This is a genomic window from Winogradskyella luteola (genome assembly GCF_019203985.1).
GTDB lineage: Bacteria > Bacteroidota > Bacteroidia > Flavobacteriales > Flavobacteriaceae > Winogradskyella > Winogradskyella luteola.
The window spans coordinates 19,053-32,798 of sequence record NZ_JAGSPD010000007.1 but is presented as its reverse complement, the minus strand read 5'-3'; the positions used below and the strand labels follow the sequence as shown (position 1 = coordinate 32,798).

General features: G+C 34.6%; 13 protein-coding genes. 4 read left to right on the top strand and 9 right to left on the bottom strand.

All coding sequences use genetic code 11. The annotated features are described in order from the left end of the window. Window positions 1–27: 27 nt before the first annotated feature. Window positions 28–228, bottom strand: a complete 201-nt coding sequence (locus tag KCG49_RS09790; protein ID WP_218546205.1) for a hypothetical protein — start codon at window positions 226–228, stop codon at window positions 28–30. A gap of 170 nt (window positions 229–398) precedes the next feature. Between KCG49_RS09790 and KCG49_RS09785 the strand changes: the two genes are divergently transcribed. Both KCG49_RS09785 and KCG49_RS09780 read left to right on the top strand, forming a co-directional pair. Continuing rightward, window positions 399–1,751, top strand: a complete 1,353-nt coding sequence (locus KCG49_RS09785) for a hypothetical protein (RefSeq protein WP_218546204.1) — start codon at window positions 399–401, stop codon at window positions 1,749–1,751. A 26-nt stretch (window positions 1,752–1,777) separates the two neighbouring features. Next, complete coding sequence (locus KCG49_RS09780) at window positions 1,778–2,332, top strand: DUF6705 family protein (RefSeq protein WP_218546203.1); 555 nt, start codon at window positions 1,778–1,780, stop codon at window positions 2,330–2,332. Between the two features lie 172 nt (window positions 2,333–2,504). Here the strand turns inward: KCG49_RS09780 and KCG49_RS09775 are convergent, their stop codons facing one another. The 6 genes from KCG49_RS09775 to surE all read right to left on the bottom strand — a co-directional run bounded on the left by KCG49_RS09775 (window position 2,505) and on the right by surE (window position 8,686). Further along, window positions 2,505–4,298, bottom strand: a complete 1,794-nt coding sequence (locus KCG49_RS09775) for a cytochrome-c peroxidase (RefSeq protein ID WP_218546202.1) — start codon at window positions 4,296–4,298, stop codon at window positions 2,505–2,507. A gap of 2 nt (window positions 4,299–4,300) precedes the next feature. After that, window positions 4,301–5,758 carry an alkaline phosphatase PhoX gene (locus tag KCG49_RS09770; RefSeq protein ID WP_218546201.1) on the bottom strand — a complete coding sequence of 486 codons (1,458 nt, stop codon included), beginning with the start codon at window positions 5,756–5,758 and terminating at the stop codon, window positions 4,301–4,303. Between the two features lie 177 nt (window positions 5,759–5,935). After that, window positions 5,936–6,445, bottom strand: coding sequence for a C40 family peptidase (locus KCG49_RS09765; protein ID WP_218546200.1), 510 nt, complete (start codon window positions 6,443–6,445; stop codon window positions 5,936–5,938). 23 nt (window positions 6,446–6,468) lie between these two features. After that, window positions 6,469–7,590 carry a lipid-A-disaccharide synthase gene (gene lpxB, locus KCG49_RS09760; RefSeq protein WP_218546199.1) on the bottom strand — a complete coding sequence of 374 codons (1,122 nt, stop codon included), beginning with the start codon at window positions 7,588–7,590 and terminating at the stop codon, window positions 6,469–6,471. Next, window positions 7,591–7,878, bottom strand: a complete 288-nt coding sequence (locus KCG49_RS09755; protein ID WP_218546198.1) for a hypothetical protein — start codon at window positions 7,876–7,878, stop codon at window positions 7,591–7,593. Between the two features lie 37 nt (window positions 7,879–7,915). Then, a complete protein-coding gene (gene surE, locus KCG49_RS09750) occupies window positions 7,916–8,686 on the bottom strand; it encodes a 5'/3'-nucleotidase SurE (protein WP_218546197.1) in 771 nt (256 codons plus the stop codon). A 169-nt stretch (window positions 8,687–8,855) separates the two neighbouring features. Between surE and KCG49_RS09745 the strand changes: the two genes are divergently transcribed. Both KCG49_RS09745 and KCG49_RS09740 read left to right on the top strand, forming a co-directional pair. Next, window positions 8,856–11,030, top strand: a complete 2,175-nt coding sequence (locus KCG49_RS09745; RefSeq protein WP_218546196.1) for a carboxy terminal-processing peptidase — start codon at window positions 8,856–8,858, stop codon at window positions 11,028–11,030. A gap of 149 nt (window positions 11,031–11,179) precedes the next feature. Then, a complete protein-coding gene (locus KCG49_RS09740; RefSeq protein ID WP_218546195.1) occupies window positions 11,180–12,274 on the top strand; it encodes an ABC transporter permease in 1,095 nt (364 codons plus the stop codon). On the opposite strand, the gene KCG49_RS09735 is transcribed toward KCG49_RS09740, so the two are convergent. Then, entirely contained in the window at window positions 12,271–13,074 is an 804-nt protein-coding gene (locus KCG49_RS09735; RefSeq protein WP_218546194.1) for a sulfotransferase family protein, read from the bottom strand. The two genes, KCG49_RS09740 and KCG49_RS09735, sit on opposite strands and share 4 nt — an antisense overlap. Window positions 13,075–13,088: 14 nt before the next feature. Beyond that, window positions 13,089–13,697, bottom strand: coding sequence for a ribosome biogenesis GTP-binding protein YihA/YsxC (gene yihA, locus KCG49_RS09730; RefSeq protein ID WP_218546403.1), 609 nt, complete (start codon window positions 13,695–13,697; stop codon window positions 13,089–13,091). Window positions 13,698–13,746 lie beyond the last annotated feature (49 nt).

Genomic DNA, 13,746 nt, shown 5'->3' with positions numbered 1-13,746 from the left:
TTTTTTATGGTGCGATTATTTTAACGGTCAATTGTCCTCTAGACTTTTCATAAAGGCAATGATGTCCTTTATCTCATCGGTATTTAAATTTAGGGAATCAGCTGGCAGGGTTTGGTATTCAAACTCAAGGCCCAGCCCCTCACCACTATTGACGAGTTCACCAACTTTATAATTTCTAATTACGTTACCGCTATGCTGCTTTATAGAGTCTAGATTATGGCATACCATTAACTGATGTGACTTTTGTAAGAAAAAAGTGTCTTATAGATAGTTTTGTAATTTATTTCAATAAGTCAATGATGTGTTTTACTTATCTAAAAATACAATTTACTCATTATCAGTTTAATATTACATTATCTAAGCCTAAGTTTGATTATGAACAAAAAAACCTACATTAAATGAAACATAGAAAACTTGAAACTTATCTTAAGTTCGGAATACTTATCCTTGGAATACCAATTCTTCTTTTTACATGTGAAAAGAAAGAAGAAGAGCAAACAACGGAAGGGAATTTCAAGACTGTAGAAATAAATGATGCGTTAGAATTTTTGAACTTAAATAATCAAGGCATAGTTAATAAAACAATTACAGAAGATAGTTACTTAGTTTCCGTATCTGATAATGCTGTACAAGAAGAAATCACCAACAGTGATGAGCTTTTAACAATTTTTCCTGCTACCACTATTTACGATCATCATTATAGTAGAATATTGTTTTTAGAGATTGATAACGAAATACAAAGTGTTATTTTTAGTATGGTTAGTGATGAAAACTCAACAGACGAAGTTTTTTCGGGTGATGTATTAATTACAGATTTATCGGGTGATTTCTTATATGGTTATAAAGTTCTTAACGGTATTTTAAACTCAGAATATATTAGTAGTAGCCAAATTGGAATTGGGGAATTAATGACGAGTGCTAAGACTAATCCAGATTGCCCGGACTGTCCTTTTTCAGCTTGCAGTTATTGTGGTGAATTAGATGAAATCGTTATCATTGTAGAAAGAGGTAGACCACCAGTAAATTATGTTGTTATATCGGATATATTTGATCAAGGCAATGGTAGTGGTGTTAATTCTTGGGATGCTGGAGCAAGTGGTGGATCTTCTGGCACTGTAGCTACACCATCCAGCGACCCATGTGATAAAATAAATAGTCTCGGCACCGATATTGAATTTAAAAATAAAATGAATGATCTGAAAAACAGCACAGGACTTAATTATGAGAAAGGTTATTATATAGGGTTAGAAGGTGATAATGTTTATACGCCTATTGACGGTAATGCAAGTGAACAATATATTGATATAAATCCACAATCACCTATTGCCGGGTTTTTGCATTCACATTTTGGAATGGGTGATTCAATATTTTCACCAGGAGATATAGTTGGACTATATGAGTTATATAATTATGATCTAATACAGAATACTGACACATTTATCTTTAGTGTTGTCACTCCACAAGATACAGCTTATACAATTGTAATTGATAATGCTGATGAGTTTAGCAACTTCGGAAACACAAATCTGAGTTCACAAGAAAGTTTCAATACATGGTTTAGTGCTTATACTTTAGAATATATGACCCTAATTAGTAGTGGGGAAAATCAAATAACAGCTCGCGAGATAGCATTGTTAAAAGCATTAGAGGATTCAGGATTAATTTTAACTAAAGGAAGCTCAAACTTTGACAGTTGGGAAAAACTAAACTTGAATAGGAACAATGGCATAGTTAATGGTGATTGTAATTAATATAAAACAAAAACAAAAACAAAAAAATGAAAAATTTAATATTTATAATAGCAATAGTTTTAAACATAATGAATATAAGCGCACAAGAAAAAGATGAAATAATAGTGCAAAAAGGTAAAGTGTGGCCTAAATCATCAAAAAAAGGAATTACCTATAAAGTTCCTGACAAAGTATCGGAAAAATTTGAAGGTGAGTGGATTTATAAAGATGCTAATACAACATTCAAGGTTCAAATTATGAGTGTTAAAGAGCTTTCAAAGATTACAGGTAATTATGTTAAAGTTTTAAAAGGTATTTATTGCCATTCTAATACAAGTAATGATTGTAAATATAGCAATGAAAGTAATAAGACTCTAGTTTATGAAAGTGAATGGGATGATCAATTTGAAGATAAAATTTGTTTTAGCTTTTTCGATACTGGCTATAAAAAATATGGAAAGGTTACATTTGAAATATTAAAAAATGGTAAAGCTTCATGGACTTTAGTTGAGACAGAGCGTGGAAAAGTAACTTTTGATAGAACAAAGCCAAAAAAAGGATTCTCAGTGCCAACAAGTTTAATCCTAAACAAACAAAAATAGTATAATAGCACCATACGAAACTCTAGCGTCGTTAACAAAATAATGCGCAGGGATAATCCCTAAGATTAAGCATGCAGTAAGCTTTATGATATTAAAATTTAGTAACTTCATTACAATAAGTCACTAAAGTAATATACACTACAGCTTTTTTATGGTGCGATTATTTTAACGGTCAATTGTCCTCTAGACTTTTCATAAAGGCAATAATGTCCTTTATCTCATCTGCATTTAAATTTAAGGAATCAGATGGTAGGGTTTGGTATTCAAACTCAAGTCCTAGCCCGGCACCACCACCGTTATTGTAAAAATCCATAAGTTCTTCTAAATCATCATAAATACCATTGTGCATATAAGGTGCTGTTTTAGAAATATTTCTTACGGTTGGGGTTTTAAAAAAATGCTTGCGTTCAGGGGTGTTAAATACATCATGCCGTCCCAAATCGGTATCGGTAACTGCAGGAAGATGCTTGGATTTTGGGACACCTAACAATTCAAACTCGGTTTCTGTAAAGTTAGGTGGTACAGTGCCGTTAAAAACGGGAGCAAAATGGCAAGTGGCACATTTCGCCTTACCCATAAATAGATTAAAACCATTTATTTCAGATTCGGTTATTGTGTTTTCCAAAGCATTGATGTTATTGTCGAATTTTGAATTGAACTTGTTTAGACTTCTAATATAAACGGCAATAGCATTTCTAATGTTGGCATCGTTAACACCTTTTTCGTAAAGCCTATTAAAGAAATTTGTGTATGTAGAATCTGATTTTACTACTAAAGACAAGTCTTCTAAATTACTGTGAAATTCATCCTTATTGTTTACCACATCCACAATTTGGCCCTCTAGATTTCCCGTACGACCATCATAAAACATGCTCTGTTGCAATGCGGCATATGTCAACGTAGGTGTATTGCGTTTTTGCTCCGGAAAGTTTTTAAGTCCGTCTGTAAATGCAAGTTCCTGTTTATGACAAGTGGCGCAGTTCATGGTTTGGTCTCTTGAAAGGCGCTTATCGTTAAAAAGTATTTTGCCAAGCTTTGATTTTTTATCTCGTATTGAATCTTTTTCTACATAATTGGCAAAAAAATCAATATTAAAAGTGTTATGGGAAAACAATGAGGTCATATCATTATTGAATGCCAACGCAAAAGGAAAGTTCACATTCCAATCGTATACTGTTTTATTCAACAACTTCAACTGTTTGTGTGTATGGTTTTTTATAAAACTATATCTGTTGAAAGTATTAAAATCACCACTCAGCATATCTTGTGATACACTAATCTCTTTTTTCCATTCGTTTAATAAATCTAGACTTTTAAAATTGTTGGAGTATAGGTTCAATATATTTTTTAATGTTGTGTAGTTCAATTTGGCTTCTTCAAGTGAATTTTCTAGAACAGGTGAATCAAAGCCTGTTATTCCTGTAAGAGCCATTCTTGTTATTTGATCTCTCAGTAACCAAATGACATGGTAATTCTTTAATTTAAGTTGTGTGTTTTGCTCTATAAGTTTTAGTCGGTTTTTAGTAATTTGGGTAACTTTTGCAACATCCTTTAAACTAAGGGCATCATCATGTAGTGCTTCTTCTATAACCTGAAAACCAAAGGGCTTTTTGATTTTTATATCGGTAGCATCTTCTTCTTCAACTTTAAGAATGTTGGGGGCATTGAGCGACATGTAATTGTTCTTGTCCACAAATGCAAGTATAGGTTCTAGGGATTTAAAGTTATGCCTGGCTTTTGTATAGTATTTTAGGGCAGTTTCATAATCTTCGCAATGTTCTAGGGCGTTTAAATTATTAATGCAGTTATTGAGTAGTTTTTTGTAATTGAGTTCTAATACGTCTAGGGGCTGCTTTGTTTTTGTAATTACTTCAGAATAATTGGGTGTATTGTCCTTACAACCAAAAACGATTGAAAAAAGGCATACAAAAACAATGTATGCCTTTTTTGAGTTTAAATATTTCATAATTATCGGTCTAATCCTTGGAGCACGTATAACATACTTCCTTCTTTTCTGCTATCAGGATCTGGGTTTGCATTAGGATCGGTAAACGCAGAGCCGTCGGCTGGTTCCCAACCATGATTCTGAGTAATCAAAATAAAGGATTCATCGACTCCTATCACGTCAGAGATGTCAATCATGCCTGTAAGCTCCCATATTCTGTCAATTGTTCCATAGCCTAGACCTGCTGCTGTTGTTTGGTCACATTCCAATACAACTTTTAGAGCACCTGTATTAAGGTTGTATTGGTATAGTCTTGCAAAATGGGTTTTGTCTGCGGTATCAAAATAGCCATTGGGATCTTCTTGTATGTAAGCGTAGTTTTCAGTAACTAAAATATTGTCAGGGCTATGAAATGCTTTGGCAACGCCATTGGTTAAATCTCCATCCAATACACATGTTATAGTTCCGGCACCAGATGGGTCATTTTCATTTAAAACGACTTTATAGATACGGCCATAAGTTGTTCCTTTACCAACTAAATCTGGTTTTTGTCTTCCTGTAACACAAAAATAGATTTCCCTGTTGTTATATGCAGAACCCCTTCTCCAATCAATATCTTCTAATCTAGAGAACCCCATTACGCCCTTAGTTTTTGCCTCAGCATCCAATAAGTCTATATTGGTTTCGTTCAAGGCAACAAAATTCATGGGATATGATACGCCCTCTTGCATATCCATTTCAAAGTTGATACCAGCCTGCGTTACTCGTAAACCGTAAAGTTGTCCGCCGTTTAAGTCTCCAAAATCTCCAACATACATCCCTAACTGGCCAGAAGGGATAGTGTTGTCAGAATGATCGTCTCCAATAAAGGCTACAGTTTTGTTTGGGTAGGCATCTTTTCCGATAACTACGGCATTTTCAGTAGACCATTGCCCAAACGCTGGCAACATTAATGCAGAGGAAGCAGAATTTGCTGATTTATAGGGGTCGGTAGCAAAAACGCCTTTAGAAGATCCTCCCCATTCTCCGCCAGAAAGATATAGTGGGCCAAACCCATGTTCTTCCATCGTAATGAGAGATCCAGAGCATTGTGCAGTAGAAGCAGTAGCTGCTGCATTTAGAATGTAATCGCCAGCTATAGGCTTAAAGGTTTCGTCTAAAGTAATCCTGGCAATAGAATAATCAGCTTCAATATTATTGATAAGCGTGTAAGTATTGTCATTGTTTTTTAACAATCCAGCACCATCAGCCATAGAACCATACACAAAATTTGGTGTGTTTTCTAATTGGTCTTCAGAACTCAAAAAGTTGTAAATGTTTACACTCGAGAATTCTGGCTCTAATTTTAGTAAAACTGGTGTGTCAGAGTGTGATTGTAAGTCAACCAAGTTTGGGGACTGGCGATTGTTGTCATCATCGTCGTTGCAGGATAATAAGCAACATAAGGTAAAAAGAATTGAAATGTGTTTAAGTGTTTTCATGGTAGTTTTATTATTTGTTGAAACAAAACTACTTTGACTACGTTAACAGATGCTGAATGGATTATTAAGAAAAGGTGTTCCTAATGTAAACTTTGTTATTTTATTATTAATAATTAGAATGAAATTAAATTAGGAAATCTAATGTATTTTGGATGCGTCAGTTGATAGAAATTTATTTTATAGCACGCGCCTCGCCTGTACAAAAGCAAAATACCAATACTTTTCGGCTAATGATGAAATTATAACACCTCTACTGGTTGAGGCATGGATAAACTCAACATTGCCAGGTCGAACATTTGTTACAATACCAACATGGTTAACTCTACGGCTATTTTTTTTAGTGGCAAAAAATACCAAATCACCAACATTGACTTCTTTTAAATCTATCCAATCACCATAACTCGATAAATCTCTTGTAGTTCTGGGTACAGAAACTTTATTGTCTTTAAATGATGTGTATACCAAACCAGAGCAATCCATACCGCGTTTTGTGGTGCCGCCATATTTATAGCGTGTACCATTGAATTTTTTGGCGTATTTAGCAATGGTTTCAGCTTCTTCAGACGGTTTTGCAGTCGTATTGACCTTAACCGTATGGGTTTGCCTTTTTTTGTTGGAATATGATTTTTTGGATTTGCAACTGCTTAATAAGAGAGCTAGTAATAGTATTGGTAGTAATCGCTTCATCTATAGCTTTTGAGATTTGGAATTTAGTTGTTTGAATTTCTAACAGCATTAAAGATTAACCTCGCCGTATTCTCACTCGCCCCTTTACCACCAAGTTTTTGTTCTAAGTCATAGTAGTCTAAAAATAGTTGTTCGCGCTTATCGAAGTTTAATATATCGGAAAGTTCTTTTTTGAGGCGTTTCTTGTTTAAATCACCTTGAATAAGTTCAGTAACTACCTCACGATCCATTATTAGATTAACCAACGAAATAAACTTTAAAGTAATAATGCGCTTCGCAATTTGATAGGAAATGGCATTGGCTTTATAACACACTACTTGCGGAACTTTATATAATGCGGTTTCTAAAGTTGCTGTGCCAGAGGTTACTAAGGCAGCATTCGAAATGCTTAATAAATCATAGGTTTTATTAGAAATAAAACTCACATTTTCTTGCTTGATGAAATCTTTATAAAATTCGTAATCTTGACTTGGAGCTCCAGCAATAACGAATTGATAATCTTCAAAATCATCAACCACATTTAGCATAATGCCGAGCATCTTGGTGATTTCTTGCTTTCTGCTTCCAGGCAATAAGGCTATTATGGGTTTGGCACTGAGTTGATGTATTTTTCTAAATTCATTTTCATTAGTCTGGGGACGGTCTGCAATGGCATCAATTAACGGGTGGCCAACAAAGTGTACATCGTAATTGTATGTTTTGTAAAATTTTTTTTCAAAAGGTAAAATGCAGTACATTTGGTCAACATCGCGTTTAATTTTTTCTATTCGACTCGCTCTAGATGCCCAAACTTGAGGGGATATATAATAATGCGTTTTAAATTTGCGTGATTTGGCCCATTTGGCAATTCTTAAATTAAAGCCAGAATTATCAATAAAAACAATAACATCTGGCTGAAATTTTTCAATATCACTTTTACAGAATTTTATATGCTTAGCGATCTTTCGGAGGTTAAAAATCACTTCTGCAAAACCCATAAACTGACGTTCTTTGTAATGCATAACCAATTCACCGCCAACAGCACGCATTAAGTCTCCTCCCCAAAATCTTATATCAGCCTTATCATCTTGTTTTAATAAGGCTTTCATAAGATTAGAACCATGCAAATCGCCCGAAGCTTCGCCAGCAATGATATAATACTTCATTTAGTTTATAAATTTTATAACCATCGTTGTAATAAAAATAAGTAATGTAGCAATTAATACACCTTTAGCTCTTTGATCTTGATTTTTCTTCAGAAACAAAAAGAAAGCACCTAGGTTTAATAAGGCGCCAATGCTCATCAATTTTGTAAGTGTGCCATTTTTTATAGCTTGCGAAACAACTTGTCCCCAGTCATCGGACTTTCCAAAAATTTGAATAGCAACAATCAGTCCGAAAGTTGCAGCAATTAATCCAACAAAAAAACCAATTGTTATTTCTTTTTTAGTCATTTTTTTCCGCAAAAGCGGTAATTTTAATTAATGAAACTTAATTTAATTTCCAAGTGTTTAGCTTTTGTATAGTGTGGTGTGCTGTTAAATCAAACTGAACAGGTACTACAGATACATAACCATTTGCTAAAGCCCATTCATCGGTGTCTTCGCCATTGTCCATATTTACAAATTTACCAGCCAACCAATAATAATCACGACCCATAGGGTTGGTGCGTTTATCAAACTCTTCTACCCAATTGGCACGCGCTTGTCTGCAAACTTTTATACCTTTAATGTCTTCTCCGTTTAAGTTGGGAAGGTTAACATTCAGAACAACTCCATCTGGTAAGCCGTGTTCTAAAACTTGCTTTGTAATGGTTTCTACAAAAGGTTTGCAATGTTCAAAATTGGCATTCCAATTATAGTCCAATAATGAAAACCCAATGGCAGGAATACCTTCGATACCAGCTTCTAGTGCAGCACTCATTGTACCAGAATAAATAACATTTATAGAAGAGTTAGAGCCATGGTTAATACCAGAGACACAAATATCTGGTTTTCGGTCTAAAATCTCCCTTACCGCCAGTTTTACACAATCTGCCGGTGTACCAGAACAACTATATTCTTGTTGTTTTCCATCAATTTCCACATTTTCGATATATAGTGTTGCGTTTACTGTAATTGCATGTCCCATTCCACTTTGAGGGCTGTCTGGTGCTACTACAACCACATCTCCAATAGTGTTCATTACAGAAATCAAGGCTCTAATTCCGGGTGCGGTAATACCATCATCATTGGTCACTAAAATCAAAGGACGTTTACTCATATGCTTCAGCTTACTTTTAATAGCGTAAAAATACTAAAAGCTTACGAATTGTATGGAATAGTACCTTTAACAAAAAATTAGTGCCTTGTTTTTTTATGGCACGGTTTTTTCTGCTATTTTAGTGAATTATTGAGACTTGTTTATGGTACGAACTATAAAATTTAAACAGATGAAAGGGAATTATAAATTTTTATTGTTAGCGTTATTAATCGCTTTTGCTTCATGTAGTTTTACGAGCAAAAAGTTTGATGATCCAGATAAAGACAAATTACTAATACAACTGATTACCTATGTCCTAGACCAAGGGCATTTTAACCCTCAAGATATAAATGATGAATTTTCGGCTAATGTGTTTGAAGATTACTTAAATCAATTAGATCCGTTTAAGCGTTATTTTTACGAATCGGACATCAAAGAATTTGAAGCTTACAAAGATCAGATTGATGATCAGATAAAAGCATATGATGTGTCCTTTTTTAGCATTACGCACGAGCGATTATTGAAGCGAATAGAAGAATCTAAAAAGATTTATTCTGAAATTTTGGATAAACCTTTCGATTTTTCAAAAGAGGAAACCTATTCTTCTGACTACGAAAATTTGAATTATGCATCCAATAAGCGTGAAATGAAAGAGCGTTGGAGACAACAGCTTAAGTTTTCTACTATTGCAAATTACGATGATGCCGTTTCGCAGCGCAATACAGATTTAGAAACTAATAATCTTCCGGAGAGTGCATTTTCTGCTGAAAACGAAAAGTTTAAAACCAATGAGAAGAAATCTCTAAAAGAAATAGAAAAAGAAGCAAGAGAAATGACAAAACGTTCGCTTGATGAGCTTTACGATTTCATTGATGATAGGCAGCGTAAGGATTGGTTTGCAGTATATATAAATGCAATTGTAGAGGAATTCGATCCGCATACATTCTATTTTGCACCAGAGGACAAAGACCGATTCGATGTCGCTATGTCTGGAAATTTTGAAGGTATTGGAGCAAGATTACAGAAAAAGATGGATGCGATCATTGTAAATGAAATTATTAGTGGTGGACCAGCATGGAGAGCAAACGAACTCGAAGTAGGTGATGAAATCATGAAGGTAAGACAAGAAGATGAAGAAGCACCAGTTAATGTTGTTGGGATGCGTTTAGATGATGCCATAAAATTGATCAAAGGGCCAAAAGAAACCATTGTTAATTTAACGCTCAAAAAGGTAGATGGTACCATTGAGGAGATTTCAATCACAAGAGATATAGTAGAGATTGAGGAGACTTATGCAAAATCATCAACCGTTATTAAAGAAGATAAAAAGTTTGGGGTTATTAATTTACCTAAGTTTTATATCAATTTCGAAGATTATAATAAGCGTAATGCAGCTTCAGATATTAAGAAGGAGATTCTTAGACTCAAAGAAGAAGGTATCGAAGGTTTAGTTTTAGATCTTAGAAATAATGGTGGTGGATCGCTGCAAACCGTTGTAGATATTGCAGGTCTATTTATTGAAGAAGGTCCAATCGTGCAAGTTAAAACTACAGGAGAACCTAAAGAAGTTCTTAAAGATAAAGATAAAGCCATTATTTGGGATGGGCCATTGGTAATCATGGTAAATGAATTATCAGCTTCTGCTTCAGAAATTTTAGCTGCTGCAATGCAAGATTATAAGCGTGCCATAGTAATTGGAAGTAAGCAAACCTACGGAAAAGGAACTGTGCAGAATGTATTGGATTTAAATAGAATGGTGCGTAACAATTCTAATGGAGATATGGGGGCTTTAAAGTTTACCACTCAGAAATTTTATAGAGTTAATGGTGGTTCTACCCAGTTGGAAGGAGTTAAAAGTGACGTGGTAGTTCCAGATCGTTATAGCTATATAAATATTGGAGAAAAAGATCAAGAGAATCCATTACCTTGGGATAAGATTGATGCTGTAGATTATGACCTATGGGGAAATTATTTTGATTACGATACAACTATTGAAAGAAGCAAAGCACGTATGGCCAACAACGAGCAGTTAAAGCTAATCGACGCTAATGCTAAATGGGTTAAGAAGATTAGAGATCGTGAAATATATTCGTTGAATTATGATGCGTATAAAAAAGAAATGGAACTCAATGAAGAAGAGGCAAAACGATTTGAAAAACTATCTGAATACAGCACCAATTTAACATTTAGTTCATTGCCATATGAGATAAAGTTGATGGAGCAAGATTCAGTCTTAAAAGAGAAGCGTGAGCGGTGGCACAAAAGTTTAGCAAAAGATGTATATATAGAAGAAGCCTTAAATGTACTAAACGATTTAAAGATGACTTATGCGATAAAAAATAACGTTGCAGGAGTTAAGAATTGATTAGAGTTTAATTTGCACATATCGGATTCTATGATGCGTTTAATTACAAAAGAAAAATAATCTTAAATATCAATAGTTTTTGAGATTGTCCCCTTTAAGGCGATGTGCTGAGCTTGCCGAAGCGGGACTATAGGGAGTGTATTTATAAAATGAAAAATCACAATAACTCACTTACAAGTTTGGCGCTCCAAAAGTTTAAAAAGAACTTTTGGGGCGTTTTTAGTTTGATGGTTATCGGATGTATTGGTTTCATTTCAATTTTCGCTTATATATTCGCACCAGACGCTTCTGAGAATGCCAACCAGATGCACCTGTCCATTCATTCCAAGTCTCCTGGATTTGAAGTGCAAATGTTAACCATTCCCTCAGGAATACAATCTGATCAAAACTTTTTTTCAAAATTATTTTTCGGAAAGAAAAATACGGATACCGAAATTCCGATAGCATCCTACAAAGTTGGTGCTAATGCTCTAACTTATATTGAATATGCTTCAGATGGATTGATAGGTTTAGAAAAACAAGTTGAATTAGGTCAATTCCCCAATTCAGATTATAGATCCTACATCGACAATCGAAGCTTTATTTTCGGTACAGATAAATATGGTAGAGATTATTTAAGCCGTATTCTAATTGGCTCACGAATATCTTTTTTTATCGGTTTTGTAGCAGTTTTTATTTCACTTATAGTTGGGCTTTTAATGGGAAGTCTAGCGGGTTATTACGGTGGAAGAGTAGATGCGCTAATTATGTGGGTTATTAATGTCACTTGGTCTATACCAACATTGTTATTGGTAATTGCTATAACGTTAGCATTGGGAAAAGGCTTTTGGCAAGTCTTTATTGCTGTGGGTTTAACAATGTGGGTAGAGGTAGCAAGAGTAGTTCGCGGACAAATTATTAGTGCTAAAGAAATGCAGTACGTTACTGCGGCTAGAGCTTTAGGTTATAATGACTACAGAATTATTACTAAACACATCCTGCCAAATATTTTTGGGCCACTGATTGTGATTTCAGCTGCTAATTTTGCAGCAGCTATTTTAATAGAAAGTGGTTTAAGCTTTTTAGGTATTGGTGCGCAACCACCAATGGCAAGTTGGGGTGCGATGATAAAAGACCATTACAATTATATTATCCTAGGAAAGCCGTACTTAGCCCTGATTCCGGGGCTATGTATTATGTTGCTTGTTATGGCTTTCATGTTAGTTGGGAATGCTTTGCGTGATGCCTTGGATGTGAAGACTTAGTGCATCCAATGAGATAAATCCCTTTGAGCTATTTTTTCAATCTTCAAAATGTCCTCTTTGCAATGCTCAATTACATAAGCTTTTGTAGCTTCTGAAATTAATGGTTTTTGGTCAATAAAATCTGAATTGGAATAGTTTCGTAAAATCTGAATTAATTTATTTAGTTTGGCACCAAAACTTTTTGGGTCATCATACTTGTGGTGTAAAGTACGTCTATTAAAACTTTTGTTGATATTAAGAGATTTACTGTTCAGGACAAATAGCGGTAAATGTAAAAAGTCAAAAACTTGGTTGGTTGTTTTTTTTGGGTCATTTATAAAGTCTTCGAAGAACAATAATAGTACATTGGATTTACCAAAGGTCTTAATGTAGGGTTCAATCTGCATTGCATATTTGCCGGTATCGATGTAGTGCTGGCCTGTCTTTAGGGCTATATTTACGTCGTTGATGGTTTCGTAACCTCTGTTATAGCTATGTATATAATAAGACAGTAGTCTATCTATTGGATGCCGCATTATATAAATGATTTTCATATCGGAATTGTACTCATATATATCACTGACGATGTTTTTGTTATAACGTGGGTATTTGGAGTAATTTGTTGAACCTTCACCATATAGTTTTGCCGACTTTTTAAATAAAGAATGATAATCGTCTAACTGTAATCTCCAATCCGCTCTATTAAAGAAATCGGGCTCTTTAGGGGTGCTGAAACAAATATCGGGATGTTGTGCTAGCCCTGCGCTTAAACTGGTTGTGGCAGATTTTGCCGCACCTATAAGTAAAAAGTTAACTTTCATAAGCTTAGAAAGAGTTATTGCAAGGCATTAATCTCTGTATTAGTATCTTCAATAAAACTTAGAACGGCCTCTTGTCCAATCTTTTTACTCGAAGATGTAATGAAGTAAGGTGGCAGTTCTTCCCAAGTTTTCAAAAGAACATTACAATAATTTTCAACTTGTCTGTCAATAGCCTGAGGTTTCAATTTATCTGCTTTGGTGAAAATAATTCCAAACGGAATGCCGCTTTCTCCCAAATACTGCATAAACTCTAAATCGATGGGTTGAGGCTTATGGCGTATATCTACCAAAACAAAAGCAGATACCAATTGCTTGCGTTGCTCAAAATAATTGGTAATAAACTTTTGAAACTTCTTTTTGGAAGTTTTTGACACTCTAGCATAGCCATAACCCGGTAAGTCTACCAGATACCAACTGTCATTGATTATAAAGTGGTTTATAAGCTGTGTTTTACCAGGTCGACCAGAAGTCTTGGCTAAACTTTTTCGGTCAGTAAGCATATTGATTAATGAAGATTTGCCAACATTACTTCTGCCAATGAAAGCATATTCTGGGATAGGATTCTTAGGACATTTAGCCACATCAGAATTACTCATTACAAATTCAGCAGATTTTATTCTCATCTTTAGTTCCCATGAAAACGGGAATCTCATTTAAATTAAACGTTTAGTG